A 24,579-nucleotide genomic window follows, 5' to 3' on the forward strand; every position below is an offset into this window, starting at 1 on the left:
ACATGAAAACCCTGCAATGGACCGCGATCGCTGCCACGCTGGCAGTCAGCCCTGCCTTCGCCGCGCAATACCTCACGGCGCAGCAGGCGCAGGCGGTGATCTTCCCCGAGGCCACCGCCTTCAAGGACGCCAGCCTGCAACTGACGCCTGATCAGATGCGCGCGATCGAAACGCTGGCCGGTCTGCCGGCGCGCTCGGCGAACTGGCGCATCGTCTCGGCCTGGCAGGGCGACAAGCTGCTCGGCCACATGGTGCTGGACGATGTGGTCGGCAAGTTCGAGCTGATTTCGTATGCGGTCGGGCTGGCGCCGGATGCCAGCATCAAGGATGTGGAAATCCTGACCTATCGCGAAAGCCATGGCTTCGAGATCCGCAACGCCAACTGGCGCCGTCAATTCGTCGGCAAGACCGCGGCCGACAAGGTCACGGTCGGCGACAACATCGCCAACATCAGCGGCGCGACGCTGTCGTCGCAGCATGTAACCGACGGCGTGCGCCGCATCGCCGCGCTGGCGCAGGTGGCGCTGAAGAAATGATGCGGCGCGCGCAGCCCTGGCTCGGCACCGTGGTCGACATCACGATCGCGGACGGTGACTCGTGCGAGCCAGCCATGCGCGCCGCCTTCACCGTCATTGCCGATGTTCATCGGTTGATGAGTTTTCATGACGCCCACAGCGATGTCTCGCGCATCAATCGCGCCGAAGTGGACGAGCAAATCCTCGTCGATGCGCGCACGGCAGAAGTGCTGGAAGCGGCTCTCGCGCTGTGCGCCGACAGCGGCGGCCTGTTCAATCCGTTCTGTGCGCCGCTGCTGGTGGAGTGGGACTATCTGCCCGCACCCGACGCCCGCAATGCGCCCGACTGGCGCGCCGGCACTCTGCCGCTCGTCATCGACGGCTGCCGGGTGAAGAAGCTCGCGCCGGCCTGGATCGATCTTGGCGGCATCGCCAAGGGTTATGCGGTCGACGCGGCGACCGAAGCGCTGCGCGCGCATGGCGTGCGCGCCGGCTGCGTCAATGCCGGCGGCGACATGCGTGGCTTCGGCGACATCGACTGGCCGGTGCTGCTGCGCGATGCGCAGCGTCCGCAGATGCCAGCCTTCTCGACGCAATTGCGCGACGGCGCGCTCGCCACGTCGGCGATCTACTTTTCCGGCAGAACGACGCGCGGCCAGGCCACCAGCGCGCTGGTGCATGGCGCCAGCGGCAAGCCTTTGCTGTCGGGCGGCAGCGTGTCTGTTGCGGCGAGCCGCTGCATGCTGGCCGATGCCTTGACCAAGGTGGTCGCCGCCAGCGGCAATGCCGAACATCCCTTGCTGGCCGCGCATGCAGCCAGCGCCTTCGTGGTGGCCGCATGAAACGCCGGCACGAGCATCCGCATGTGAACCTGCGCATGGAGCGCTGGCACCGGCGCTCGCTGTATGGCGTGACGCTGCTGCTGGTGGTCTCCGGCATCGCCTGGCTCATTGCGCATTTCTTCCTGCGCCGCGCCGGCGAATTCGGCGAGACCATCCATCCGCTCGAACCCTGGTCGATGAAGCTGCACGGCGCCGCGGTGCTGGCGATGCTGTTCTTCGTCGGCAGCATGCTGAACAGCCATATCCGGCGCGCGGTGCGGGCCGGACGCAACCTGGCGCAGGGATGGTCGCTGCTGGTGTCGCTGGCGGCGCTGACGCTGAGCGGTTATGGCCTGTGGTACCTGGCCGGCGAGGAAAGTCGCGTGGTCTGGTCGACGACGCACTGGATCATCGGACTGGCGCTGCCGGCGCTCCTGGTCTGGCATATCGCCAGCGGCAGAAAGCTGCGGCGCGGCGGGTGAGATTGATGTTGCGGGTTGTGTAGGGTGGGCGCAGCCCACGCGGTTCAACGTTGATTGACTGAAGACCGCGTGGGCGGAGCAGGCCCTACAAGCGAACGCCGACGGCACTCAGGAATGCGCGTGATCGTAATGAATGATCAACGGCGCATGATCCGAGAAGCGTGCTTCCTTGTAGATCGATGCCATCTTCGCCTTGGCCGCGATGCCGGCGGTGGCGATGTGGTAATCGATGCGCCAGCCGACGTTCTTGGCCCAGGCCTGGCCGCGGTTGCTCCACCAGGTATAGGCGTCGCCGGTCGTATCCGGATGCAGCAGCCGGTACACATCGCGCCAGCCAGCTTCGTCGAAGACCCGCGACAGCCAGGCCCGCTCTTCCGGCAGAAAGCCGGAATTCTTCTGATTGCTCTTCCAGTTCTTCAAATCGATCTCGCGATGCGCGATGTTCCAGTCGCCGCAGATCACAATCTCGCGGCCGCAGGCAGCCAGTTCCACCAGGTGCGGCAGGAACACTTCCATGAAGCGGAACTTGGCCAACTGTCGTTCCTCGCTGGAGGAACCGGACGGGCAATACACCGAGATCACCGACAGATTGCCGTAATCGCATTGCACATAGCGGCCTTCGCTGTCGAACTCGGGATTGCCGAAGCCGATGCGCACCGCGTCCGGCTGCAGTCGGCTGTAGACGCCGACGCCGGAATAACCCTTTTTCTCGGCGTAGTGAAAATGACCGGTGTAGCCGCAGGGCGCGAGGAATTCCTCGGTCATGTCGGCGGACTGGGCCTTCAATTCCTGCACGCAGACGAAGTCGGCGTTCTGGGCTTCGAGCCAGCTGAAGAAACCCTTGCGGGAGGCGGAACGGATGCCGTTGAGGTTGGCGGAAATGATTTGCATCGCGAATCGATAGATCAGTGGAAATGGAGCGGGCGACAGGATAACCGATTGCGGCGCAAGGAGTTCACCAAGGTTTATGGGCTCGGCAGGCCTGATGGATCGCGCTAGAATGGCGGCCTCTTTCACAGCCCCTTCCCCAAGGTCCCATCTTGGAAAATCTACGTCAGCAATTCATCGCCTTTTCGGTCGACGCGGGCGTGCTGCGCTTCGGCGAATTCATCACCAAGGCCGGCCGCACTTCGCCCTACTTCTTCAATGCCGGCCTGTTCAACGACGGCGCCATCCTCGGCCGCCTGGCCGATTTCTATGCGCAGACGCTGATCGATTCCGGCGTCGAATTCGACATGCTGTTCGGCCCGGCCTACAAGGGCATCACGCTGGCCTCGGCCACCGCGGTCGCGCTGGCAGCCAAGGGCCGGAACGTTCCCTTCGCCTTCAACCGCAAGGAAGCCAAGGACCATGGAGAAGGCGGCACCATCGTCGGCGCGAAGCTTGCCGGCCGCGTGGTGATCATCGATGACGTGATTTCCGCCGGCACTTCGGTGCGCGAGTCGGTCGACCTGATCCGCGCCGCCGGCGCCACCCCGGCCGCGGTACTGATCGCGCTGGACCGCATGGAACGCTCGGGCAAGGACGATGCGCTATCGGCCGCCTCCGCGGTGCAGGAAGTCAGCAAAACCTATGGCATGCCGGTGGTGTCGATCGCCAATCTCGACGATCTGCTGGCCTATCTGCCGCAAGGCGGCGACAGCGAACTGGGACGCTACCGCGCTGCGGTCGCGGCTTACCGCCAGCGTTACGGCGTAACCGCCTGAAGCGATGCGCGCGGCGATCGGACTCGGTGCTGGACTCCTGCTCGCAGCCCTGGCTGCTTCATCCGCTTCCGTGCAGGCGCAGCGCATCTACCTGTGCCGTGACGCCGCCGGCCGCACGCTGACCTCGGATCAGCCAATCGCGGAATGCAGGGAACAGGCGATACGCGAGATCGACCGCAACGGCATTACCCGCCGCGAGATCGCCGCGCCGCTGTCAGCGGAGGAAAAGGAGCGGCGGCGCGAGGAAGAAGCGCGCGAGCGCACCGAGCGCGAAGCGCGACTCGAGCGGCAGCGCGCGGACCGGGCGCTGCTGGCGCGGTATCGCAGCGAGGCGGATATCGAAGCGGAACGACTATCCCATATCAACCGGGTGCGTGAGAATGCCGGGCGCGAAGCGCAGGCGCTCGATCGCGCGCAGGGGCAGCGCGCCGCACTGGAGGCGCAACTGGCGACAGGCGGCAAGACGCGTCCGGAATTGCGGCAGCAATTGCAGGAAGCCGATCGCGCGGTGGAAGAAAGCAGGCGCCGCGTCGACGATCACGAGGCGGAAATCATGCAGATCAATGCCAGGGTTGATGCGATGCTCAGGCGATACCGGGAGTTGAAGCCGGGGTCGTAGGTTGGGCTGGCAAGCCCAACATCAGGCGTTTGCAGACCGCGAGCATGTTGAGCTTCCTTCGTAGTTGGGCTGGCATGCCCAACATCGAGTGCCCGTGGCCTGCGAACCTGTTGGGCTTGACAGCCCAACCTACGCAAAAAGGCCATCGACCCGCTTGCCGGATCGATGGCCTTTATCTTTGCAACGCGCTACCAGTCTTCGTAGGTTGGGCTGACAAGCCCAACATTAGGCGTTTGCGGACCGCGAGCATGTTGGGCTTGTCAGCCCAACCTACACCGTTACACCGCGGCGCGCAGCAGCGCGGCCTTGTCGGTGCGCTCCCAGCTGAATTCCGGCTCTTCGCGGCCGAAGTGGCCGTAGGCCGCGGTCTTGCCGTAGATCGGGCGCAGCAGGTCGAGCATCTGCACGATGCCTTTCGGACGCAGGTCGAAATGCTCGCGCACGAGTTCGACGATGCGCTCGTCGCTGATCTTGCCGGTGCCGAAGGTAGTGACCATGATCGAGGTCGGATGCGCCACGCCGATTGCATACGAGATCTGGATCTGGCAGCGCTCGGCCAGGCCGGCGGCGACGATGTTCTTCGCAACGTAACGGCCGGCATAGGCGGCGGAACGGTCGACCTTGGACGGATCCTTGCCCGAGAACGCGCCGCCGCCATGGGGCGCCGCGCCGCCGTAGGTGTCGACGATGATCTTGCGACCGGTCAGGCCGCAGTCGCCCTGCGGGCCGCCGATGACGAAGCGGCCGGTCGGGTTGATCAGGTAGCGGGTGCCATCCAGCCATTCGGCCGGCACCACCGGCTTGATGATTTCCTCGATCGCGGCTTCCTCGATCTGGCTGTGCTGCATCTCCGGCGCATGCTGGGTCGACAGCACGATGGTGTCGATGCCGACCGGGCGGCCGTCGACATAGCGCAGCGTGACCTGCGATTTCGCATCCGGACGCAGCCAGGGCAGGCGGCCGTCGCGGCGCAGTTGCGACTGGCGCTCGACGATGCGGTGCGCGTAGTGGATTGCGGCCGGCATCAGCTCGGGCGTCTCGTTGCAGGCGTAGCCGAACATCAGGCCCTGGTCGCCGGCGCCCTGGTCGAGGTCGATGCCTTTTCCTTCATCGACGCCCTGCGCGATGTCGGGCGACTGCTTGTCGTAGGCGACCAGCACCGCGCAGCTCTTGTAGTCGATGCCGTAGTCGGCGTTGTCATAGCCGATGCGCTTGATGGTGTCACGGGCGACGTTGATGTAGTCGACGTTGGCCGTCGTGGTGATTTCACCGGCGAGAACGACCAGGCCAGTGTTGCACAGGGTTTCGGCGGCCACGCGGGCTTTCGGGTCCTGCTCGAAGATGGCGTCGAGGATGGCGTCGGAGATCTGGTCGGCCACCTTGTCGGGATGGCCTTCGGAGACGGATTCGGAGGTAAAGAGGTATTCGTGTGCCATGCAGGCTCCTGAATGATGTTGGGCGAAAGTCGCAGCCTGTATCGAAAGAGCCTGCGACGCTTTAGCGAAATTTATAAGCCGCCTCGCAAGTTGTCTGTTAACTCGGCGGAGAAAACGCGTGCTATTTTACGCGTCTCGCAAAATTCCGCAAAAGTTGAAGCACTGTTATCAATGTTAGTGAATCTGTTTCGCCTGTTGTCGCGGCTTCCCCTGCCGGTGCTGCATGGATTCGGGGCCGCGCTCGGCTGGGTGGTGTATGCGGCATCGCCTTCCTATCGACATCGACTCAATGAGAACATGCGCCTGGCCGGGCATCAGCTCGCGCGCCGCGCCGCCATTGCCGAAGCCGGCAAGGGTGCGCTGGAACTGGCTTTCGTCTGGTGCGCCGATGCGGCCCGGGTGCGTCCGACCGCGCGCATCGAAAACCTGGAGCTCGCGCAAGGCCTGCTGGCACAGGGGCGCGGCCTGATCTTCCTGACGCCGCACCTGGGTTGCTTCGAGATCCTGGCGCAATCCGTTTCCGAACACATTCCGCTGACGGTGCTGTACCGTCCGCCGCGCAAGGCGGCCTTGAAGCCGCTGGTCGAAGGCGCGCGCGAGCGGCCGACGATGCGGCTGGCGCCGGCCAATCTTGCCGGCGTGCGCATGCTGCTCAAATCGCTGAAGGCCGGCGGCGCGATCGGCCTGTTGCCCGACCAGGTGCCGCAGCAGGGTGAAGGCGCCTGGGCCGACTTCTACGGCAAACCTGCCTACACGATGACGCTGCCGGCCAAGCTGCATCAGATGAGCGGCGCGCCGGTGCTCCTGGCCTATGCCGAGCGCCTGCCCTTCGGGCGCGGCTATCTGCTGCGCTTCGTGCCCTTCGAGGAACGGCTCGAAGGCAGTCCGGAAGAGCAGGCGCGCGCCATCAATGCCGCGATGGAAAAGCTGATCGCGCGCTGCCCGTCGCAATACCTATGGAGCTACAACCGCTACAAGACGCCGCGCGGCGCGCCACCGCCTTCCGCAGCATCCGCATCCGCCGCTACGGCCGGGGTGGCGCAATGACGCGGCTTCTGCTGGGCCTGATGTGGCTGCTGCACTGGCTGCCCTTGCCGATCCTGGGCCGTCTCGGCAAGGGCATGGGATCGATGCTGTTCCTGATCATGAAGCCGCGGCGCCACATCACGCTGACCAATTTGCGCCTGACCCAGCCGCAGCTCGACGACGCCGCGCGCGAGCGCCTGGCGCGCGAACATTTCCAGGGCTATGCGCGCAGCGTGCTCGAGCGCGCGGTGCTGTGGTGGGCGTCGCCGCGGCGCCTGGCGCGGCTGATCGAGGTCGATCCGGCGGTGCCGATCGAGCAGATGACCAAGCGGCCGACGATACTGATGTGCCCGCATTTCGTCTGTCTCGAAGTGGCCGGCGTGGCGCTGACCATGGCCGTCGAAGCCTGCTCGGTCTACAGCCGGCAGAGCGACGAGGTGTTCGATGAAGCGCTGCGCCGCGGCCGGCTGCGCTTCACGAAGGACGAGTCCAACCTGGTCGCGCGCGAAGCCGGCATCAAGCCGATCATCCGCATCATGCGCGGCGGCAAGCCCTTCCTGATGCTGCCGGACATGGACTTCGGCCCGCGCGAATCGATCTTCGTGCCCTTCTTCGGCGTGCCGGCGGCGACGCTGACCGCGCCGGCGCGGCTGGCCGCGACCACCGGCGCGCAGATCATCCCGGTGGTGGCGCGCTTTCTGCCGAATTACCGCGGCTGGAAGGTGAGCTTCTATCCGGCATGGGAAGACTATCCGGGCGAGGACATGGAAGCGGCGACGCGGCGCATGAATGCCTTCATCGAAGACCGGGTGCGCGAGGCGCCGGCCGAGTATTTCTGGTCGCACAAGCGCTTCAAGACGCGTCCGGAAGGCGAGCCGGGCTTCTACGACCGCGCGTGAATCGCGCCGGCCGCATGTACGTCCCCACTTATAATCCCGAGCCATGAAACTCAAATTCACCAAGATGCACGGCGCCGGCAATGACTTCGTTGTCATCGACGCCATCAATCAAGCGATCGATTTCACGCCCGAGCAATGGCGCTTCCTGGCCGACCGCCGCTTCGGCGTCGGCGCCGACCAGATGCTGGTGGTCGAGCGGCCGCAACAGGACGACGTCGACTTCCGCTACAGGATCTATAACAGCGACGGCGGCGAGGTCGAGCAATGCGGCAATGGCGCGCGCGCCTTCGTGCGCTTCGTCACCGAGAAGGGTCTGACCGACAAGCGCGCGATCCGTGTCGAGACCATGTCCGGCGTGATTTGCCCGCGCCTCGAAGAGGATGGCGGCATCACCGTCGACATGGGCGCGCCCATTCTGCAGCCGCAGCGCGTGCCTTTCCATGCCAATGGCCTCGATGGCCGCGCCGAGGGCGAAGACACCCTGTGGCCGCTCGAGATCAACGGCCGCACGCTGTGGTTCTCGGCAGTGTCGATGGGCAATCCGCACGCGGTACAGGTGGTGGACGATGTCGACGCCGCCCCGGTGGCTGCGGACGGCCCGCAGATCGAGCATCACCCGCGCTTTCCGAAGCGGGTCAATGCCGGCTTCATGCAGATCGTCGACCGCCATGCGATCCGGCTGCGCGTCTTCGAGCGCGGCGCCGGCGAAACCCTGGCCTGCGGCACCGGCGCCTGCGCCGCGGTCGTGGCTGGCATCCGGCGCGGCCTGCTCGACTCTCCGGTGCGCGTCGATACCCGCGGCGGCACGCTGTCCATCGCCTGGGCGGGCGGCGCGAGCCCGGTGCTCATGACCGGCCCCGCCGTGAGCGTATTTGACGGCGAAATCGAGATCTGACCGATGACTTCCCATCCAACCGAACCCCATTCCACGATGAGCACTTCCCTTGATGTTGACGGCGACGCCGTTGCCGCCTATCTCGCCGCGCATCCGGCCTTCTTCGATGAGCATGCCGAGCTGCTGTCCGGGCTGCGGCTGGCCAGCAGCGTCTCGGGCCGGGCGATTTCGCTGCAGGAGCGGCAGATGGAAGTGCTGCGCGACAAGATCAAGACGCTGGAACTGAAGCTTGCCGGCCTGCTGCGCATCGGCCGCGAGAACGATTCAATCGCCGAGCGTTTCCATGAATGGACCTGCTCCCTGCTGGCGACGAAAAGCGAGCAGAGCCTGCCGCAGATCCTGATCGACGGCCTGCGCGAGCGCTTCGATGTGCCGCAGGCAACGCTGCGCTTGTGGGGCGTGAAGGATGAGTATGCGCATGCCTGGTTCGCCGCCGGCGTCTCGGACGATGTGCGCATCTTCAGCAATGGCCTGGATACGCCGTTCTGCGGCCCGAACAAGGAATTCGAAGCGGCGCTGTGGCTGCCCGATCCGGCAGCGGTGCGCTCGATCGCGATGCTGCCGCTGCGCGCGGCAAGCGGCGAGCCGGCCTTCGGCCTTCTGGTGCTGGGCTCGGATGAACTCGGCCGCTTCAGCGAAGACATGTCCACCGACTTCCTGTCCCGCTTTGCCGGCACCGCCGGCGCGGCGCTGGCCTGCCTGCGGACGTAACAGAACATGAGCGCCGCACAGCGCCAGGCCAGTTACGACGCCTACCTGCGCCATATCGAGACGCAGCGCCGGCTGTCGCCGCACACCGTCGAGAATTACCGGCGCGACCTGGCGCAGTTCGAAGCCCTGCTCGCCGCGCTGCCCGCGCCGCCCGAGCTGGCGGCGCTGGACCAGTTCCATGTGCGCCGTTTCGCCGCGCAGATGCATGCGCAAGGCCTGCATCCGCGCTCGATTGCGCGCCGGCTGTCGGCCTGGCGCGGCTTCTTCGGCTGGCTTTCGGAGCAGATGCCGCTGGCCGCCAATCCCGTGGTCGGCGTGCGCGCGCCCAAGCGCGGCAAGCCCTTGCCCAAGGCGCTGTCGGCCGATGACGCGGTGCGGCTGGTGTCGCAGACCACGCCGGGGCGCGATCCGCAGTCGCCGACCGCGCTGTGCGACCGCGCGATGTACGAGCTGCTGTATTCCAGCGGCCTGCGGGTGTCCGAGCTGGTATCCCTGGACCTGGCCCATGCGCGCGACGGCGATTACGCTTCCGGCGGCTGGATCGATCTCGACGCCGCCGAGCTGACCGTGACCGGCAAGGGCAGCAAGCGGCGCACGGTGCCCATCGGCAGTGCCGCGATCGAGGCCCTGCGCGCCTGGCTGCCGGCACGCGCCGCTCTGGCGCTGCGCGCGGCGGACCATGATGTTCATGCGCTGTTCCTGACCGAGCGCGGCCGGCGCGTGACGCCGCGCATCGTGCAGACGCGCATCAAGGCGCATGCGCTGGCGCTGGGTATCCCCTCGAATGTGCATCCGCATGTGATGCGTCATTCCTTTGCTTCGCATGTGCTGCAATCCTCGGGCGACTTGCGCGCGGTGCAGGAAATGCTGGGTCATGCGTCGATCGCCTCGACCCAGGTGTACACTGCGCTCGATTTTCAGCGGCTGGCCCAGGTCTATGACGCCGCCCATCCGCGCGCGAAGAAGCGCGACGCCTGACGTCCTTTCGGAGCCCATCCATGATCCCGACCACCATCCTTACCGGCTTTCTCGGCGCCGGCAAAACCACCCTGCTGAACCGCCTGCTGAAAGAGCCGCATGGCCATCGGATCGCCGTGATCGAGAACGAGTACGGCGAGGAGAGCATCGACAACGAGATCCTGGTGCGGGACAGCACCGAGCAGATCGTCGAGATGAGCAACGGCTGCATTTGCTGCACCGTGCGCGGCGACCTGATCCAGGCGCTGTCGGCGCTGGCGATCAAGCGCAATGCCGGGGAAATCGCTTTTGACCGCGTCGTCATCGAAACCACCGGCCTGGCCAATCCCGGCCCGGTGGCGCAGACCTTCTTCATGGACGAGGAAGTGGCGATGCACTACATGCTGGATGCGATCATCACCATCGTCGATGCCAAGCACGGCATGGCGCAGCTCGATGCGCGCGAGGAAGCGCAGCGCCAGGTCGGCTTTGCCGATCGCATCCTGCTGTCGAAGACCGACCTTGCCACACCCGAAGAAACCGATGCGCTGATCGCGCGCATCAAGCGCATGAATCCGCGCGCGCCGATCAGCCGCAACGATCTGAACGGCGAGCCGATCGCGTCACTGCTCGACCTGCGCGGCTTCAATCTGAACGACAAGCTCGAGATCGACCCGGATTTCCTGAAGGCCGAGGAACACGATCACGACCATGATCATGACCATGCGCACTGTGACCATGGTCCCGAATGCGACCATCATCACCATCACGGCCACACCGACGACATTTCCGCCTTCGCATTTCGCAGCAGCCGCCCGTTCGATGCGGCCCGGCTGGACAATTTTCTCGGTCATCTGATCCAGGTATTCGGACCGCGCATGCTGCGCTACAAGGGCATCCTGTACATGCAGGGCGCTGATCGAAAGGTGGTGTTTCAGGGCGTGCATCAGACCATGGGCTCCGACCTCGGCGCGCCGTGGCTCGAAGACGAAGAGCGCGGCAGCAAAATGGTCTTCATCGGCGTGAATCTGCCGCGGCAGACTTTTATTGATGGTCTCGAACAGTGTTTGGTATAAACTAGCGCGGTTTTTTTGCGCAGGATCACGGGCAAACAGACGGGGACAGGCACAATCGCGCGGCTCCACGAGAGCCGCAGACGCGCCGGTGCAAGAATGCATGCGGTGCCGTGCCGAGTGGAAGGCCATCTTTGCAGCGACACCTGCCCGATGTCTCCCGGAAATCCAACACCATTCTTGATGAAAGACGTGTCAGAGTATTAATTCTTTGACAGCAACGTTCAATACGGCATACTACTGACCGGCAACAAGGTTATTGTTCGTTCATCGGATATATTGATCAACCCGTAGTTTCGAAAGTCATCGAAGTGGCAACCAAAACACACCAATCGACTGCGGCCAGCGATGAAAAGCCGCTGCTCACCGAAGAAGCAATTCTGAAAATGAGCGACGAAGATTACATGAACGACGCCCAGCTCGCGTTCTTCCGGCATCGCCTGCAGCAACTGGAAAAAGAGTTGCTCAAGAATGCCGGCGAAACCACCGAGCATCTGCGGGAAACGGTGCTGGTACCGGATCCGGCGGACCGCGCCACCATCGAGGAAGAGCATGCGCTCGAGCTGCGTACCCGCGATCGCGAACGCAAGCTGCTGAAGAAGGTGCAGCAATCCATCGCCGCGATCGACGCCGGCGACTATGGCTGGTGCGAGGAAACCGGCGAGCCGATCGGCATCGCCCGGCTGCTGGCTCGCCCGACCGCCACGCTGTCGCTGGAAGCGCAGCAGCGCCGTGAACTGAAGCAGAAGCTGTACGGCGATTGATCGGTTCGTGTCCGCCGCTGCCCGGGACTGCATCCCGGGCAGCGCGACATTCCCGATGGTTCTGATCGTCATCCATCGCCGCCGTCCGTTTGCCAGCACTGACAGACGATTTCCAGCCGGTTTTTCGGCACCGCAGCCGCGTCGCGGCGCATCCGCATCTCCCAGATGCGCAGCCTTGGCGGCTCCGTTCATGGAGCGCGTTACATTCCTGCAAGAAATCTTTACAAGTCGCGGTCAGGCACATGCATTGCCGCGTGATATTCTTCACGCTCTTCATGCATCCCGCCGCCAAGACGCAGAACGCAACCTCCCCATAACGCAATCCGGATCATCAACGTGGCACTCTTCGGACTTTTCGGCAAAAAGGGCAATCCGCCGGCACCGCCGGACCCGAGCGACGCGCGTACGCAGAACCGCGGCAGCGGCTCGGTCCAGCGCCGCGCGCGCGGCGAGCGTTCCTTTGATACCGAGAAAAAGATCGATGCGATCGAATCCGAAATGTCTTCGGAATTCGTGCCGTCGCGCACGCTGACCGGGGCTAACACCATCGCGCCGGGCGAGACTGGCGCAGGCGAAGCCGAACTGGCGCCCTCCACCGACGTGCTGCTCGGCGTGGAAGGCAAGGCAGTGCCGGCCGAACTCGGTCTCACCGAGGCCGCGCCCGCGCTGCAGGAAGCGGCGATCCTGTTCGCCGACGAACAATACGAGCTTGCCGAGCAGATGCTGCGCATCGCCATTGACGCCGATCCCGAAAATGACCGCGAAGCCTGGCTGATGCTGCTCGACCTGTATCAGGCCACCGGGCGCCAGGACGACTTCGACCGCCTGTCCATCGATTACGCCACCCGCTTCGAAACCTCGCCGCCTTCCTGGCGTGAAACCGAGACCGCCGCGCCGCCGGCGCGTAGCGCCACGCCATCGGTCGCCTTGTCCGGCATGCTCGACAGCAGCATCATCAAATCCCTCGAGCGGCTGCAAAAGCTTGCCGAACAGAATACGAGTCTGCGACTCGATTTCGCCCGCATCACCGGCGTGGCCCCTGTCGGCTGCGGCCTGTTGCTGCGCAGCCTGAAGCGCCTGCATGAGCATGAGCTCGCGCTGTCCGGCACCGAGGAACTGGCCGCGCGCATCCGCGCCATACTCGAAGTCGGCCGGCGCGACGAAACCGAGGCGCCCTGGCTCTTGCTGATGGAATTGCTGCGGCTGCAGAACCGGCAGCAGGAATTCGAAGACACCAGCATCGATTACTGCATCACTTTCGAAGTATCGCCGCCGCCGTTCGTGCCGCCGAAGACCGCGGCAACGCGATTGGCGACCGAGGCACAGCCGGCAGGCGATGCCTTCCTGCTGCCACCGGTCATCGAGGGCCGTAACGAAATCCTGCTCGCCGACATCACCCGGCATGCGGCGCTGCACGATCCGCTGGTGCTCGATTGTTCGCGGCTGGTGCGCATCGATTTCACCGCTGCCGGCCAACTGCTGATGAGCCTGTCGCCGCTGGCCCGCGCCGGCGCCGCCATCGAATTCACCGGCGTCTCCCGCCTGGTACTGGCGCTGTTCGCGATGATCGGCATTACCGAAATCGCCCGCATTTCGCCGCGCAAGTCCTGATTCCCCAAGCTTGTAATCCCGCCATCAGGCCCCATACTCGAGATTCGGACCGGGCGCAGTCCGACTCATAGGCAGAGTGTCGAAACACGCAGCGAGCGAACCTCAAATTCGGCACGCGCGGCGATCATCCGACACCCTGCCCGCCCGGTCGATTCATTTCAGGGGCAAGCATGGAACAATTTCACGGCACGACGATTCTGTCGGTGCGGCGCGGCAACCGTGTCGCGCTCGGCGGCGACGGCCAGGTAACGCTGGGCAACGTGGTGGTCAAGGGCACCGCGCGCAAGGTGCGCAAGCTGTATCAGGGCAAGGTCCTGGCCGGTTTCGCCGGCGGCACCGCCGACGCCTTCACCCTGCTCGAGCGCTTCGAAGCCAAGCTGGAAAAGCACCAGGGCAATCTGATGCGCTCCTCGGTGGAACTGGCCAAGGACTGGCGCACCGACCGCATCCTGCGCCGGCTGGAGGCGATGCTGCTGGTAGCCGATCGCGAGACCACACTGATCATCACCGGCAACGGCGACGTGCTCGAGCCGACCGACGGCATCGGCGCGATCGGCTCCGGCGGCGTGTATGCGCAATCCGCGGCCAAGGCGCTGCAGGAGAACACCGATCTCGCCCCGGAAGACATCGTCAAGCGTTCGCTGACGATCGCCGGCGAACTCTGCATCTATACCAATCTGTCGCACATCATCGAGACGCTGGAATGAGGCGGCCCGCCTCTTCCACGTCCAACGCAAGCATTCGGGATAACCAATGAATATGACCCCACCGGAGATCGTCTCCGAACTCGACAAACACGTCGTCGGCCAGGGCCGCGCCAAGCGCGCGGTGGCCATTGCGCTGCGCAACCGCTGGCGCCGGCAGCAGGTGGCCGAGCCGCTGCGCCATGAAATCACGCCGAAGAACATCCTGATGATCGGCCCGACCGGCGTGGGCAAGACCGAGATCGCGCGCCGCCTGGCCAAGCTGGCCGATGCGCCGTTCCTCAAGGTGGAAGCGACCAAGTTCACCGAGGTCGGCTATGTCGGCCGCGACGTCGACACCATCATCCGCGACCTGGCCGACATCGGCGTGAAGCAGACGCGGGAAATGGAAATGCGCAAGATGCGCCATCGCGCCGAGGAAGCCGCGGAAGACCGCATTCTTGACATCCTGCTGCCGCCGGCGCGCGACTTCGGCTTCAATTCTTCCGGTCAGCAGGGCGACGAAAACAACAGCACCCGCCAGACTTTCCGCAAGCGCCTGCGCGAGGGTTCGCTGAACGACCGGGAAATCGAGATCGACGTTGCCGATGCGCCGCCGCAGATGGAAATCATGGCGCCGCCGGGCATGGAGGAAATGACCGAGCAGATCAAGTCGATGTTTTCCGGCCTGGGCGCGAACCGCAAGAAGTCGCGCAAGGTGAAGATCGCCGAAGCGCTGAAGCTGTTGACCGAGGAAGAAGCGGCGAAGATGGTCAACGAGGATGAGCTGAAGCAGCGCGCGATTGCCAATGTCGAGCAGAACGGCATCGTGTTCCTGGATGAGATCGACAAGATCGCGTCGCGCTCGGAAGTCGGCGGCGCCGATGTGTCGCGCGCCGGCGTGCAGCGCGATCTGCTGCCGCTGGTGGAAGGCACGACCGTCAACACCAAGTACGGCATGGTCAAGACCGACCACATCCTGTTCATCGCTTCGGGCGCGTTCCATCTGTCCAAGCCGTCGGACCTGATCCCGGAGCTGCAAGGACGCTTTCCGATCCGCGTCGAACTGGATTCGCTGTCCATCGAGGATTTCGAGCGCATCCTGACCGGCACCGACGCCTGCCTGACGCGCCAGTACGAAGCGCTGCTTGGCACCGAGGAATTGCAGCTGGAATTCCGCGACGATGGCATCCGCCGCCTGGCGGAGATCGCTTATTCGGTCAATGAAAAGACCGAAAACATCGGCGCGCGCCGGCTGTACACGGTGATGGAAAAGCTGCTCGAGGAAATCTCGTTCTCGGCTGGCAATAACCAGGACAAGGTGCTGTCCATCGATGCGGCGTATGTCGATGAGCGTCTTGGCGAATTGGCGGTCAACGAGGATTTGTCGCGCTACGTGCTGTAAGCGAGGATGCGATGGCAAACAAGGCGCTTGCCAAGCGGCAGAAGATGACGATGCGGACTGAACCTTCGCAGAAGGCGCCGCGCAGTCCGGCGGCCGTGCCGGCTGCCGCGTCTGCGAAGCACAGCGGCAGTGGCTCACGAAACGGCGCCCTGAAGCAAGCGCCATTGCTCCAGCGTTTGCTCGCAAAAAAATCCTCGGTCTGAGCCGAGGATTTTTGTATGTTGGGTTGCCAAACCCAACGCTCGCGGATCGTTGCAGGATGAAGCTCGCGAGGAGTTGCTTAATATGGAAGCATATTCATTAGCCCCAGTACATAGTCATTACCTCCGGAATGGTTATCACAAGGGCTCCTAACGCATCGGAGCTACTGGAGTGAATAACTCAAATTCCAGGTAACGTTCCAGTGAAGCGCTTTCCTCGCAAGAACAGGTTCAATGGCGCAACGGAAGGAGGGAGCAACATGCGTATGGCAGGATCGACGGCTGCATGATTCACCATTCGAAATGCGAAAGCCCGCTCGTCGCTCTAATGCCTTTTCGTCAAGAATGCCCAGGTTGGGCTGCCAAAGCCCTACCTGCTCGCAGGACCGCCATCCATAGGCTGTTGGGCCTTACTGCTCAAGTCACCATGCCTCATCAACCGCCCATTCCTCCCATCGCCGAACCAAAACTCGGCGGCGCCGGCTGACTCGTCGCCGGGGCGCCGATCTGCGGCGTGGGACGGTCGCCTTCGGCTGAAGGCGGCATTTGCGGATGCATCATCTCCTGTTGCGGCGCCGGCATCGCCGGCTGCGGCACGGGCATCCCCGGAGTCGGTGCGCCTTGCGGCCCGGGCATGCCTGGGGTGGGCGTGGGCGTCTGCACTGGCGTCTGCGACGGCATCGGCGGCACCGCGCGCGGCGGTGCATTGCCGGGCTGGGACACCCTCACGGTTTCTTCCGGCAATTCCACCCGCTTTTCCACGCCGCCTTCATTCAGCAGCACATAGCGCGGATGCACTTCCTTCACCGTCACGCCCGGCTGGATTTCGCGATTGGCCTGCACCGCCTGCGCCGGCTTGCCGTCGGCAGACAGGATAGCCACGCTTTCACCAGTGCGCCCGGAAGCGATTACGCCCAGCAGCTTGTAATTGTTTGCCACCACGACCTGACGATTTGTGCGGCCGAACAGCGCCGCAGCGGCGCGCAGGTCTGGCGCAGCCGCGGCGGCCGGCGGCGGTGCGGCGACCGGGCGCGCGGGCGGCTTGTACAACTGCATCGCCCAGTAAGCAGCGCTGGCACACAGCGCGATGAACAGCACAAAACTGGTCAGCAGCGGCCAGCGTTTCATACGGCTTCCTTTTGCGCCATCAGCGCACCATCTGGTTGATTTCGATAATCGGCATCAGCACCGCCAGCACGATCAGCAGCACCACCACGCCCATGGCCAGGATCAGCGCCGGCTCGAGCAGGCCGGCAATCGTCAGCGCGCGTCGTTCCAGGTCCTGCTCCTGGGCGCTGGCGGCGCGGTCGAGCATGGCCGGCAATTCGCCGGTGACTTCACCGGCGCGGATCATGTGGATCAGCATCGGCGGGAAATGCTTGTGCGCCGACAGCGCCCGCGCCAGGCCGGCGCCTTCGCGCACGCTGGCGGTGGCTTCCTCGACCTGGGCGCGCATGGCGACATTGGACAGCGTGTCGCGGCTGGTCTGCAGCGCGCGCAGAATCGGCACGCCGGAGCCGGTGGTGATGGCCAGCGTGCTGGCAAAGCGCGCGGTATTCAAACTGCGCTCGAAGCGGCCGTACATCGGCGCATTCAGCAGCCAGCGATGCCAGCGCATGCGGATAACCGGATTCTTCAGCGCCCGGTTCCAGAGCCAGGCCGCGACGACGACCACCGCCGCCACGATCCAGCCGTAATTGCGCACGAAGTCCGAGATCGCCAGCATGATGATCGTCAGCAATGGCAGCTTCTGCTTGGTGTTGGCGAACACCGAGACGATCTGCGGCACCACGTAGGTGAGCAGGAAAATCACGATCGCGAACGCGACCACGGTGACGATGGCCGGATAGGTGAATGCCAGCCTGACCTTCTGCACCAGCGAATTGCGGCGCTCGATGTAATCGGCCAAGCGCGACAGCACTCGCGACAACTGGCCGATCTGCTCGCCGGATGCCACCAGCGCGCGATAAATATCGGCAAAGTCGCGCGGATGCTGCGCCAGCGCGGCCGACAGCGACGAGCCGGCCATGATTTCCGAACGAATCGAAGCGATCAGGTCGCGCACATAGGTGCGCTCAGCCTGTTCCAGCAAGGCGGTGAACGCCTGTTCCAGCGGCAAACTGGCTTCGAGCAGGCTGGCGAGCTGGCGGGTGAACAGCGACAGTTCGACCGTGGACAGCTTGTCGCCGAAGCTGCGCTTGCGTGCCGCACCGGTCTCATCGACGCCGGCGGCGATGGCGTCCACCAACACCGGCACCAGGCCCTGGGTGCGCAGATCGGCGCGCGCGGCGCGGGCGCTGTCGGCATTGAGCACGCCCTTGCGGGTCGAGCCGCCGGCGTCCACGGCTTCATAGCGGAATGCGGGCATGGCGCTTAGTTCCTCTTCCTCAATCCTTGGTCACGCGCAGCAGTTCGGCCTGGGTCGTGGTGCCGTCGGCAAGCCAGCGTTCGCCATCCTCGCGCATCGTGGCCATGCCGTGCTTTTGCGCGGTGGCGCGAATTTCGGCTTCCGAGACCTGGTCGTGGATCTGCGCGCGGATGTCGTCGGTGGTTTCCAGCAATTCGTAGACGCCGACGCGACCGTGGTAGCCGGTATGGCCGCATTTGTCGCAGCCGACCGCGTGCCACATCTTGCCGTCATGCCGGCGGCAGTGTTCGCACAGCTTGCGCACCAGGCGCTGCGCGACCACGCCCAACAGCGACGACGACAGCAGGAAGGGCTCGATGCCCATGTCCAGCAGACGCGTGACCGCGGCGGCGGAATCGTTGGTGTGCAGGGTGGCCAGCACCAGGTGGCCGGTCAGCGATGCCTGCACCGCGATCTGCGCGGTTTCCAAGTCGCGGATCTCGCCGATCATGATCACGTCCGGGTCCTGGCGCAGGATCGCGCGCAGCGCCTTGGCGAAGGTCATCTCGATGCGCGGATTGACCTGGGTCTGGCCAACGCCTGGCAATTCATATTCGATCGGGTCTTCCACCGTGAGGATGTTGGTGGACGCCGCGTTCAGCCGCGACAGCGCCGCATACAGCGTGGTGGTTTTGCCCGAGCCGGTCGGACCGGTGACGAGCACGATGCCGTGCGGTTGCGCGATCAGGTGGTCGAACTGCGTCAGCGTTTTCTCGCTCATGCCGAGATGCTGCAGATCGAGGCGGCCAGCTTCCTTGTCCAACAAACGCAGCACCGCGCGTTCGCCGTGGCCGGTGGGCAGCGTGGAGACGCGCACGTCGACCGGCTTGCCGCCGACGCGCAGCGTGATGCGGCCGTCCTGCGGCAGGCGTTTCTCGGCGATATCGAGCGAGGCCATGATCTTGATGCGCGAAATCATCGAGGCGTGGATCGCCTTCTTCGGCCGCACGATGTCGCGCAGCGCACCGTCGATGCGAAAGCGCACCACCGACACCTGCTCGAAAGGTTCGATATGAATGTCGGAAGCGCCTTCGCGCAGCGATTGCGTCAGGAGCGCATTGATCATGCGGATCACCGGCGCGTCGTCGGCTGATTCCAGCAGGTCTTCGACCGCCGGCATGTCCTGCATCATCTTGGCCAGGTCGAGGTCGGACTCGTATTCGTCGATGACCTGGGCAGCGTCGTTGCCGGAGCCGGCGTAGGCACGGGCGATCGCAGCGTCCAGCGCCTCGCGCTCCATGCGTTTCAGTTTCACCCGGCCGAAACGCCGGCTGACTTCGGCGATCGCGCGCGGCGCGGTCGCTTCCGACACCCACACCTCCACGCCCGCATCGGGCGCGGCGCCGCGCTGCGCGAGCACGGCATGGTCGCGGGCGAAAGCGTAAGGAAGAAGTCGGTTTTCCATGTTGGTCCTCTGTGCGGATGCGCGCTACCGCGTGTTTTGCGGCGGCGCGGTGAGTTGCTCCGGCGCGCCGGTTGTCGGCGCAGCAGGAGTGCCGGGCGGCATGCCAGCGGCCGGAGTGGTGGCCTGCGGTGCGCCGTTCAGCGGCATGTTGGATGGGCTATTTCCCGGCTGTACGCCATTATTGCTGCGCGGCGCCACCGGCGCCGGCGGACGGCTCAGCGTATCACCGCTCATCGGCCGGCCATTCTGCAGCGCCGGCATCACCGGCGTGCCGATGCTCGGCAATACCATCGACCGATCCGGCTGGGCGGCGATCTGGCGGCCGCGGATGTAATCGTAGCGATCCGCCGTGAGATTCGAGCTCTGCTCGCCTGTACGCACGACGATCGGCCGCAGGAACACCATCAGGTTGGTCTTGGTGCGGTCACGGTTCTGGTATTTGAACAGGTTGCCGATCACCGGTATGTCGCCCAGGCCTGGCACCTTTTCCACCGCATTGTTGCCGCGGTCGTCGATCAGGCCGCCGAGCACGATGATTTCGCCGTCATCGACCAGCACATTCGTGTCGATCGAGCGCTTGGTGGTGATGATGCCGGCCGGATTGGTTTGGTCCTGAATGGCCGAGGTTTCCTGGTAGATCGCCATCTTCACCAGACCGCCCTCGGACACCTGCGGACGCACCCGCAGCATCAGGCCGATATCCTTGCGCTCCACCGTCTGGAACGGGTTCACGCCGGCCGCGCCGCCCGAGGCCTGTGTGGTGTACTGACCGGTGACGAAAGGCACGTTCTGGCCGACGATAATGCGCGCTTCTTCGTTGTCCAGCGTGATCAGGTTCGGCGTGGACAGGATGTTAGCATCCGAGTCGGTTTCCAGCGCCCGGGCGATCGCGCCCAGCGTGAGCTGGCCGTTGATCTGCCGGAACAGGCCGAAATTGATGCCGTTGCCGGGAGGCTGCACTGCGGCGGAAGCGCCGGAAGCGCGCTGCGCCAGCTGCGAGATCAGGTTGTTGCCGCCGGAGCTGAAGCCCGTGATGCTGCCAACGCGGTAAGTGCTGCTGCCGTCGCCGGAAAGTCCGGCCCACTGGATGCCAAACTCGGCGGCGCGCTTGGCGGTGATTTCGACGATCAGCGATTCCACATAGACCTGTGCGCGGCGCGCATCGAGCTGATCGATCACGGAGCGCAGGTTGCGGTACACCGCTTCGTTGGCGGTAATGATCAGCGAATTGGTCGCCGCATCGGCCTGGATGAAGCCGCCCGGACCGCCGGTGGGCAGCGGGCCGGTCTGCGACTGGTTCTGCTGCGAAGACAGCGGACCTTGCGTCTGTGTCAGGCCGCCGCCGGTCTGGCTGTTCGACTGGTTGCCGGCCGGGTTGGATGGCGTCTGCAGGTTGGTCGGCGAATATCCTCCGCCGCTCTGGCTGGTGGTGGCACTGTCGGACGCGATGACCGCGCGCAGCGTCTGCGCCAGCTTGATCGCTTCGGCATTCTTCAGGTAGACCACGTGCACATTGCCCGGCAACGCGGTTGGCTGGTCGAGCTTGGCAATCAATTGGCGCGCCAGCGTCGCGCGCGCCTGCGACGGCGCGCGGATGATCACGGAGTTGGTGCGCGGATCGGCCATCAGCGTCGTCGCGCCGGCAGCGGCCGCGCCCGCCTGGGCGCCGGGCTGGCCGGGTGTGGCGGCGCCGTCGAGTAGCCGGTTTCCCATCGTAGCGATATCGATGGCCACGGCATGGCGGATCGGCACGAAGTCCAGGTCACTCGATGCCGGCACATCCAGCGAAGCGATGATCTTCGCCAGCCGGCGCAGGTTGTCGGCGTAGTCGGTGATGACCAGGCTGTTGGTGCCGGGATCGGCGTTGACCGTGTTGTTCGGCGAAATCAGCGGCCGCAGCACCGGCACCAGGTTCACCGCCGATTCGTAGTTGAGCCGGAAAATCTCCGTGGCGACCTGGTCGCCGCGGATCGCCCGGTTCTGCACCGGCGCCGACTGCAGCTTCGCATCGGCTTCCGGAACGACCTTGGTGAAGGTGCCGGTGTTGACCACCGCGTAGCCCTGCACCCGCAGCGCCGATGCCAGCAGTTGCGAGGCCTGCGCCTTGGTCACCGGCTTTTCGGTCACCAGCGTGATGGTGCCCTTGACGCGCGGATCGATCAAATAGGTGCTGTTGGTGTAGTGGCCGATCGCCTTGATCACCGAGTCGATGTCGGCATTCACGAAGTTCAGCACGGCTTCGTTACTGGTCGGCTCCTGGGCTCCGGCCGGGACCGCGCCGGCTAGGGTACAGGCCAGCAGCGCGGCGGCGCCGGCGCGGCGCCAGAAAGGCCGGGAGGACTGGGAAAGCTTCGCCGTCTTGGGATGATGTCTTTTCATTTGAATTCGAGAGAAATGTATTCCTTGCCGCCTTCACTGCGGCGCTGCCCCAACAGGTTCAACAAGTTCGCCAGTCGTGCTTCCTGGCCCGGGGCGGCTGCGGCACGGCCGGAAAACTGCAGCCGGCCGCGGTCGATGCGTCCGGCGCCACTCAATTCGAGCGCGCCGGAAAGCGTAGTCAATGTCAGCGGCGCCGCCTGCCCGCGCCAGTCCATCGTCAGCCGGTAACTGCCCAGCGGACGTACCGGCGACAGGCGCGAAGCGATATCGTCCAGCTGCAGCGCCATTGCCCCGGTCATCGCAACCTGCCTGCCTTCGCGCGCGATCTTCAGCGGCTGCCAGGAAAGCGTCATTCTTCCCGATGGCTGCAGCGTATTGAGCGGCGCGCCCAGTGCGGCCAGGCGCTCGGCTGGCAGCAAGATCGCCGACGGTCCAAGCTGCCATTCGCTCCAGCTGCCGGTAATGCGCATCGGCTGCGATAGCGCTTGCCGGTTCGATAATTCGGCATCCACCCGACCGAAGAGCACCAGCGGCGAAATCCGCCACGCGAAGCGACCGGGCAACAGCGGCGTCACCGCCGCGTCCGCGCCCGGCGCGCCGCCGAAGAAGGCCGAGCCGTTCCACAGCGAACCCTGCGCATCGCCGAGCGCGAAGCGACCGCCGGTCTGTCGTTCGACGATCAGCGACATCCAGCTCGCGGGCAGGCAAACCAGCACTGTTGCCAGCGCCGCGGCCGTGCCTGCGATCGCCCAGCTCAGCGCGCGCAGCAATCCGCGGCTCCGCTTGTTCGATTGACGATAGCATGTTCCATCTCACTGACCTCGCTGCTGGCGCAACGCAAGGCTGCCGCTGACGATGTCCGGCTGCGATGCTGCCGTGAGGTTGGCTTCGGTGACATTCATCTGCGAGGCGCCGCGCGCGTCGGCGATCCAGTCCAGCAGCGAAGTGAAGGACACGTCCTTCAATTGCAGCCGGGCGGTGTCGCCGACGACGGTCACGCTTTGCGCCTTGACGCCGCGCCGCGCGAGCGAGGCTTCGACCGTCTCGCGCGACACCGGCGGCGGCGGCGTCACGTCGCCCTTCGGCAGTGACGCGGCTTCCTGCGCCATGCTCTGCAGCTGCGCCACCTGCTGGCGCAACTCGGGCAGGCCGCGCCGATAGCGCGCAAGGCCGCTCTGCGCCGGCGCGATCAGCAGCAGGTAGATGAGCACCGCGAGGAGTGCCGCCGCGCCGAGCGCGAGGATCTGGCGTTCGCGCGGATTGCGTTCGGACCAGAACTGCCCGGCCTGCTGGCGCGCGCCGGCCATCGATGTCTTCCAGCTCATTTCGCGCTCCTCAATTGCCAGACCACCACGCCGGGCTGTTCCGGCGCTGCGGTGAGTTCGAGCGCGCGGCCGGACAGCGCCGCCTTGACCTTGTCGAACGGTACCTGAGCATCGGGCCTGAGCTTGATCGTCAGGCCGCGGTCGCGGTATTCGAGACCGGCGATGGTCGGCGCATTGCCGCCTGCCGCAGCGCTCCAGGCTTCGCCGAAGGCAGCCGCCAGCGCAGTGAAATCCTCGGGCCCGGCCTGCCCGGCATTGCGACGGCCGGCGGCGATCTTCTGGCGCATCTGCGCGATCGGATCGACGACCACGGTTTCGTTGGGGAATGCCGAGCGGTAGATCTGCGTCATCGAGGCGCGCAGTGTGTCGTATTCGCGCTTGGCGCGCAGCCATTCGATGTTCAGCGGCACGATGTTCACCAGCAGCAGCAGCGCCGCCAGCACCAGCGGCCAGCGCCACGGTCGCCAGTTCATCTTCGGCGCGAGCGCGGCACCCAAGCCGGTTGCCAGATCGATGCCGGCGGTCATGGCGCCGGCGACCCAGGGTCCCCAGGCATCGGTAGTGAGCGTCACATGCTCGGCCGCGCCAAGTTCGGCCACCGCCGCCTGGTAAGCGGCAAGGCGTTCCTGCGGGACCGCGAGCTGCAGCGGCTTGTCACCGGCCATGGTCAGCGCGGCTTCGATCGCTTCCCTGGCCGCGGTGGAGAACTGATCCGGCAGCAGCGGCAGGCCAACGCCTTCCTGCTGTGCGGTGCGCAGCGCGATTTCGATGTCGGCATCCTGTTCCAGCACCGCGCCATGCACATGATCGTTCGGCGCGGGCAGGCACATCTGCGCCGGCACCGCGGCAATGCGCGCATGGCCGGAACCGAGCACGATTCTCGCCATGCGCTCGAGCCAGGCGCGCTGCGTCACCGCGACAGTGCGCAGGCCGTCAGCCAGCGCGCCGCCGACGACAACGCATTCGGCCGGATCGGTGATGAGTTCCTCTTCCACCAGGTTCGGCAGCGCCGCGCGCTGGCGCGCCGCGGACATCGGCGGCAGGTTGACTCGCAACAGGGTCACATCGCTCGCGGCCACCAGCATCACCACCCGGCCGGCGCGCGCGGCGAGCGCGGAAAGCTGCGCGAGCGCGGCGACGCCCTGCTGGCGGATCGCGCCCGGACCGTCTGCCAGGGCATACGGGCAACCCATCGCTTCCCACTGCGCGGTGCTGTCAAAGGCTGCCCTGGAAGGCAGGCGTAAGTACAGAGTGCTCAAA

At 65.2% G+C, this 24,579-nt stretch carries 24 protein-coding genes; 15 read left to right on the forward strand and 9 right to left on the reverse strand.

The window, feature by feature from the left end; translation table 11 throughout:
- Nucleotides 1-2: 2 nt before the first annotated feature.
- The 3 genes from JJB74_RS17490 to JJB74_RS17500 are packed head-to-tail and all read left to right on the forward strand — an operon-like array spanning nt 3 to nt 1,818.
- Complete coding sequence (locus tag JJB74_RS17490; RefSeq protein WP_200593852.1) at nt 3-536, forward strand: FMN-binding protein; 534 nt, start codon at nt 3-5, stop codon at nt 534-536.
- Nucleotides 533-1,357 carry an FAD:protein FMN transferase gene (locus JJB74_RS17495; protein ID WP_234484254.1) on the forward strand — a complete coding sequence of 275 codons (825 nt, stop codon included), beginning with the start codon at nt 533-535 and terminating at the stop codon, nt 1,355-1,357. The genes JJB74_RS17490 and JJB74_RS17495 overlap by 4 nt, the downstream gene beginning before the upstream one ends.
- Nucleotides 1,354-1,818 carry a DUF4405 domain-containing protein gene (locus tag JJB74_RS17500; RefSeq protein WP_200593854.1) on the forward strand — a complete coding sequence of 155 codons (465 nt, stop codon included), beginning with the start codon at nt 1,354-1,356 and terminating at the stop codon, nt 1,816-1,818. The genes JJB74_RS17495 and JJB74_RS17500 overlap by 4 nt, the downstream gene beginning before the upstream one ends.
- Nucleotides 1,819-1,926: 108 nt before the next feature.
- On the opposite strand, the gene JJB74_RS17505 is transcribed toward JJB74_RS17500, so the two are convergent.
- Complete coding sequence (locus JJB74_RS17505) at nt 1,927-2,709, reverse strand: exodeoxyribonuclease III (protein ID WP_200593856.1); 783 nt, start codon at nt 2,707-2,709, stop codon at nt 1,927-1,929.
- Nucleotides 2,710-2,858: 149 nt separating this feature from the next.
- Here JJB74_RS17505 and pyrE point away from each other — a divergent pair, with 149 nt between their 5' ends.
- Both pyrE and JJB74_RS17515 read left to right on the forward strand, forming a co-directional pair.
- Nucleotides 2,859-3,524, forward strand: coding sequence for an orotate phosphoribosyltransferase (pyrE, locus tag JJB74_RS17510; protein ID WP_200593859.1), 666 nt, complete (start codon nt 2,859-2,861; stop codon nt 3,522-3,524).
- A gap of 4 nt (nt 3,525-3,528) precedes the next feature.
- On the forward strand, nt 3,529-4,143 hold the full coding sequence (locus tag JJB74_RS17515) for a DUF4124 domain-containing protein (protein WP_200593861.1): 615 nt from the start codon (nt 3,529-3,531) through the stop codon (nt 4,141-4,143).
- A 278-nt stretch (nt 4,144-4,421) separates the two neighbouring features.
- Here the strand turns inward: JJB74_RS17515 and metK are convergent, their stop codons facing one another.
- The gene (metK, locus tag JJB74_RS17520; RefSeq protein WP_200593863.1) at nt 4,422-5,579 is read right to left on the reverse strand and encodes a methionine adenosyltransferase; all 1,158 of its coding nucleotides are present in this window, start codon (nt 5,577-5,579) and stop codon (nt 4,422-4,424) included.
- Nucleotides 5,580-5,750: 171 nt separating this feature from the next.
- On the opposite strand from metK, the gene JJB74_RS17525 reads away from it, so the two are divergent.
- The 10 genes from JJB74_RS17525 (at nt 5,751) to hslU (ending at nt 15,603) form a co-directional block, all read left to right on the forward strand.
- Nucleotides 5,751-6,626 (forward strand): lysophospholipid acyltransferase family protein, encoded by an 876-nt coding sequence (locus JJB74_RS17525; RefSeq protein ID WP_200593865.1) that lies wholly within the window; start codon nt 5,751-5,753, stop codon nt 6,624-6,626.
- A complete protein-coding gene (locus JJB74_RS17530) occupies nt 6,623-7,504 on the forward strand; it encodes an LpxL/LpxP family acyltransferase (protein ID WP_200594024.1) in 882 nt (293 codons plus the stop codon). The genes JJB74_RS17525 and JJB74_RS17530 overlap by 4 nt, the downstream gene beginning before the upstream one ends.
- Before the next feature lie 43 nt (nt 7,505-7,547).
- Complete coding sequence (gene dapF / locus JJB74_RS17535) at nt 7,548-8,399, forward strand: diaminopimelate epimerase (protein ID WP_200593867.1); 852 nt, start codon at nt 7,548-7,550, stop codon at nt 8,397-8,399.
- Nucleotides 8,400-8,402: 3 nt separating this feature from the next.
- Nucleotides 8,403-9,110 carry a DUF484 family protein gene (locus JJB74_RS17540; protein ID WP_234484255.1) on the forward strand — a complete coding sequence of 236 codons (708 nt, stop codon included), beginning with the start codon at nt 8,403-8,405 and terminating at the stop codon, nt 9,108-9,110.
- A gap of 6 nt (nt 9,111-9,116) precedes the next feature.
- The gene (gene xerC, locus JJB74_RS17545) at nt 9,117-10,088 is read left to right on the forward strand and encodes a tyrosine recombinase XerC (protein WP_200593869.1); all 972 of its coding nucleotides are present in this window, start codon (nt 9,117-9,119) and stop codon (nt 10,086-10,088) included.
- 20 nt (nt 10,089-10,108) lie between these two features.
- Nucleotides 10,109-11,143 (forward strand): CobW family GTP-binding protein, encoded by a 1,035-nt coding sequence (locus JJB74_RS17550; RefSeq protein WP_200593871.1) that lies wholly within the window; start codon nt 10,109-10,111, stop codon nt 11,141-11,143.
- A gap of 308 nt (nt 11,144-11,451) precedes the next feature.
- Complete coding sequence (dksA, locus tag JJB74_RS17555) at nt 11,452-11,904, forward strand: RNA polymerase-binding protein DksA (protein WP_325170134.1); 453 nt, start codon at nt 11,452-11,454, stop codon at nt 11,902-11,904.
- 336 nt (nt 11,905-12,240) lie between these two features.
- The gene (locus JJB74_RS33945) at nt 12,241-13,515 is read left to right on the forward strand and encodes an STAS domain-containing protein (RefSeq protein WP_200593873.1); all 1,275 of its coding nucleotides are present in this window, start codon (nt 12,241-12,243) and stop codon (nt 13,513-13,515) included.
- Between the two features lie 170 nt (nt 13,516-13,685).
- On the forward strand, nt 13,686-14,222 hold the full coding sequence (hslV, locus tag JJB74_RS17565) for an ATP-dependent protease subunit HslV (protein WP_200593875.1): 537 nt from the start codon (nt 13,686-13,688) through the stop codon (nt 14,220-14,222).
- A 46-nt stretch (nt 14,223-14,268) separates the two neighbouring features.
- Nucleotides 14,269-15,603, forward strand: a complete 1,335-nt coding sequence (gene hslU, locus JJB74_RS17570; protein WP_200593877.1) for an ATP-dependent protease ATPase subunit HslU — start codon at nt 14,269-14,271, stop codon at nt 15,601-15,603.
- Between the two features lie 635 nt (nt 15,604-16,238).
- Here the strand turns inward: hslU and JJB74_RS17575 are convergent.
- Genes JJB74_RS17575 through gspL form a run of 7 tightly spaced genes read right to left on the reverse strand, consistent with a single transcriptional unit; the run spans nt 16,239 to nt 24,578 of the window.
- Entirely contained in the window at nt 16,239-16,931 is a 693-nt protein-coding gene (locus JJB74_RS17575) for a type II secretion system protein N (protein ID WP_200593879.1), read from the reverse strand.
- 19 nt (nt 16,932-16,950) lie between these two features.
- On the reverse strand, nt 16,951-18,171 hold the full coding sequence (gspF, locus tag JJB74_RS17580; RefSeq protein WP_200593881.1) for a type II secretion system inner membrane protein GspF: 1,221 nt from the start codon (nt 18,169-18,171) through the stop codon (nt 16,951-16,953).
- A gap of 19 nt (nt 18,172-18,190) precedes the next feature.
- A complete protein-coding gene (gspE, locus tag JJB74_RS17585) occupies nt 18,191-19,615 on the reverse strand; it encodes a type II secretion system ATPase GspE (protein ID WP_200593883.1) in 1,425 nt (474 codons plus the stop codon).
- A 24-nt stretch (nt 19,616-19,639) separates the two neighbouring features.
- Entirely contained in the window at nt 19,640-21,994 is a 2,355-nt protein-coding gene (gspD, locus tag JJB74_RS17590; RefSeq protein WP_200593885.1) for a type II secretion system secretin GspD, read from the reverse strand.
- Nucleotides 21,991-22,764 carry a type II secretion system protein N gene (gspN, locus tag JJB74_RS17595; RefSeq protein WP_234484257.1) on the reverse strand — a complete coding sequence of 258 codons (774 nt, stop codon included), beginning with the start codon at nt 22,762-22,764 and terminating at the stop codon, nt 21,991-21,993. The genes gspD and gspN overlap by 4 nt, the downstream gene beginning before the upstream one ends.
- Nucleotides 22,765-22,806: 42 nt before the next feature.
- Nucleotides 22,807-23,319 (reverse strand): type II secretion system protein GspM, encoded by a 513-nt coding sequence (gspM, locus tag JJB74_RS17600; RefSeq protein WP_200593887.1) that lies wholly within the window; start codon nt 23,317-23,319, stop codon nt 22,807-22,809.
- A complete protein-coding gene (gene gspL / locus JJB74_RS17605) occupies nt 23,316-24,578 on the reverse strand; it encodes a type II secretion system protein GspL (protein ID WP_200593889.1) in 1,263 nt (420 codons plus the stop codon). Before gspL ends, gspM begins: the two co-directional genes overlap by 4 nt.
- Nucleotide 24,579 lies beyond the last annotated feature (1 nt).

The sequence above is a fragment of the Noviherbaspirillum pedocola genome (assembly GCF_016632335.1).
Classification (GTDB): Bacteria; Pseudomonadota; Gammaproteobacteria; order Burkholderiales; family Burkholderiaceae_D; genus Noviherbaspirillum_A; species Noviherbaspirillum_A pedocola.

What these genes read in the sequence shown, in the direction of transcription:
- JJB74_RS17530 (WP_200594024.1), top strand. Translation starts at nt 6,623, where the DNA reads ATGACGCGGCTTCTGCTGGGCCTGATGTGGCTGCTGCACTGGCTGCCC.
- dapF (WP_200593867.1), top strand. Translation starts at nt 7,548, where the DNA reads ATGAAACTCAAATTCACCAAGATGCACGGCGCCGGCAATGACTTCGTT.
- gspF (WP_200593881.1), bottom strand. Translation starts at nt 18,171, where the DNA reads ATGCCCGCATTCCGCTATGAAGCCGTGGACGCCGGCGGCTCGACCCGC.
- JJB74_RS17495 (WP_234484254.1), top strand. Translation starts at nt 533, where the DNA reads ATGATGCGGCGCGCGCAGCCCTGGCTCGGCACCGTGGTCGACATCACG.
- metK (WP_200593863.1), bottom strand. Translation starts at nt 5,579, where the DNA reads ATGGCACACGAATACCTCTTTACCTCCGAATCCGTCTCCGAAGGCCAT.
- gspD (WP_200593885.1), bottom strand. Translation starts at nt 21,994, where the DNA reads ATGAAAAGACATCATCCCAAGACGGCGAAGCTTTCCCAGTCCTCCCGG.
- gspE (WP_200593883.1), bottom strand. Translation starts at nt 19,615, where the DNA reads ATGGAAAACCGACTTCTTCCTTACGCTTTCGCCCGCGACCATGCCGTG.
- JJB74_RS17515 (WP_200593861.1), top strand. Translation starts at nt 3,529, where the DNA reads ATGCGCGCGGCGATCGGACTCGGTGCTGGACTCCTGCTCGCAGCCCTG.
- JJB74_RS17540 (WP_234484255.1), top strand. Translation starts at nt 8,403, where the DNA reads ATGACTTCCCATCCAACCGAACCCCATTCCACGATGAGCACTTCCCTT.
- JJB74_RS17550 (WP_200593871.1), top strand. Translation starts at nt 10,109, where the DNA reads ATGATCCCGACCACCATCCTTACCGGCTTTCTCGGCGCCGGCAAAACC.
- JJB74_RS17500 (WP_200593854.1), top strand. Translation starts at nt 1,354, where the DNA reads ATGAAACGCCGGCACGAGCATCCGCATGTGAACCTGCGCATGGAGCGC.
- JJB74_RS17575 (WP_200593879.1), bottom strand. Translation starts at nt 16,931, where the DNA reads ATGAAACGCTGGCCGCTGCTGACCAGTTTTGTGCTGTTCATCGCGCTG.
- JJB74_RS17505 (WP_200593856.1), bottom strand. Translation starts at nt 2,709, where the DNA reads ATGCAAATCATTTCCGCCAACCTCAACGGCATCCGTTCCGCCTCCCGC.
- JJB74_RS17490 (WP_200593852.1), top strand. Translation starts at nt 3, where the DNA reads ATGAAAACCCTGCAATGGACCGCGATCGCTGCCACGCTGGCAGTCAGC.
- xerC (WP_200593869.1), top strand. Translation starts at nt 9,117, where the DNA reads ATGAGCGCCGCACAGCGCCAGGCCAGTTACGACGCCTACCTGCGCCAT.
- hslV (WP_200593875.1), top strand. Translation starts at nt 13,686, where the DNA reads ATGGAACAATTTCACGGCACGACGATTCTGTCGGTGCGGCGCGGCAAC.
- JJB74_RS17525 (WP_200593865.1), top strand. Translation starts at nt 5,751, where the DNA reads ATGTTAGTGAATCTGTTTCGCCTGTTGTCGCGGCTTCCCCTGCCGGTG.
- hslU (WP_200593877.1), top strand. Translation starts at nt 14,269, where the DNA reads ATGAATATGACCCCACCGGAGATCGTCTCCGAACTCGACAAACACGTC.
- gspM (WP_200593887.1), bottom strand. Translation starts at nt 23,319, where the DNA reads ATGAGCTGGAAGACATCGATGGCCGGCGCGCGCCAGCAGGCCGGGCAG.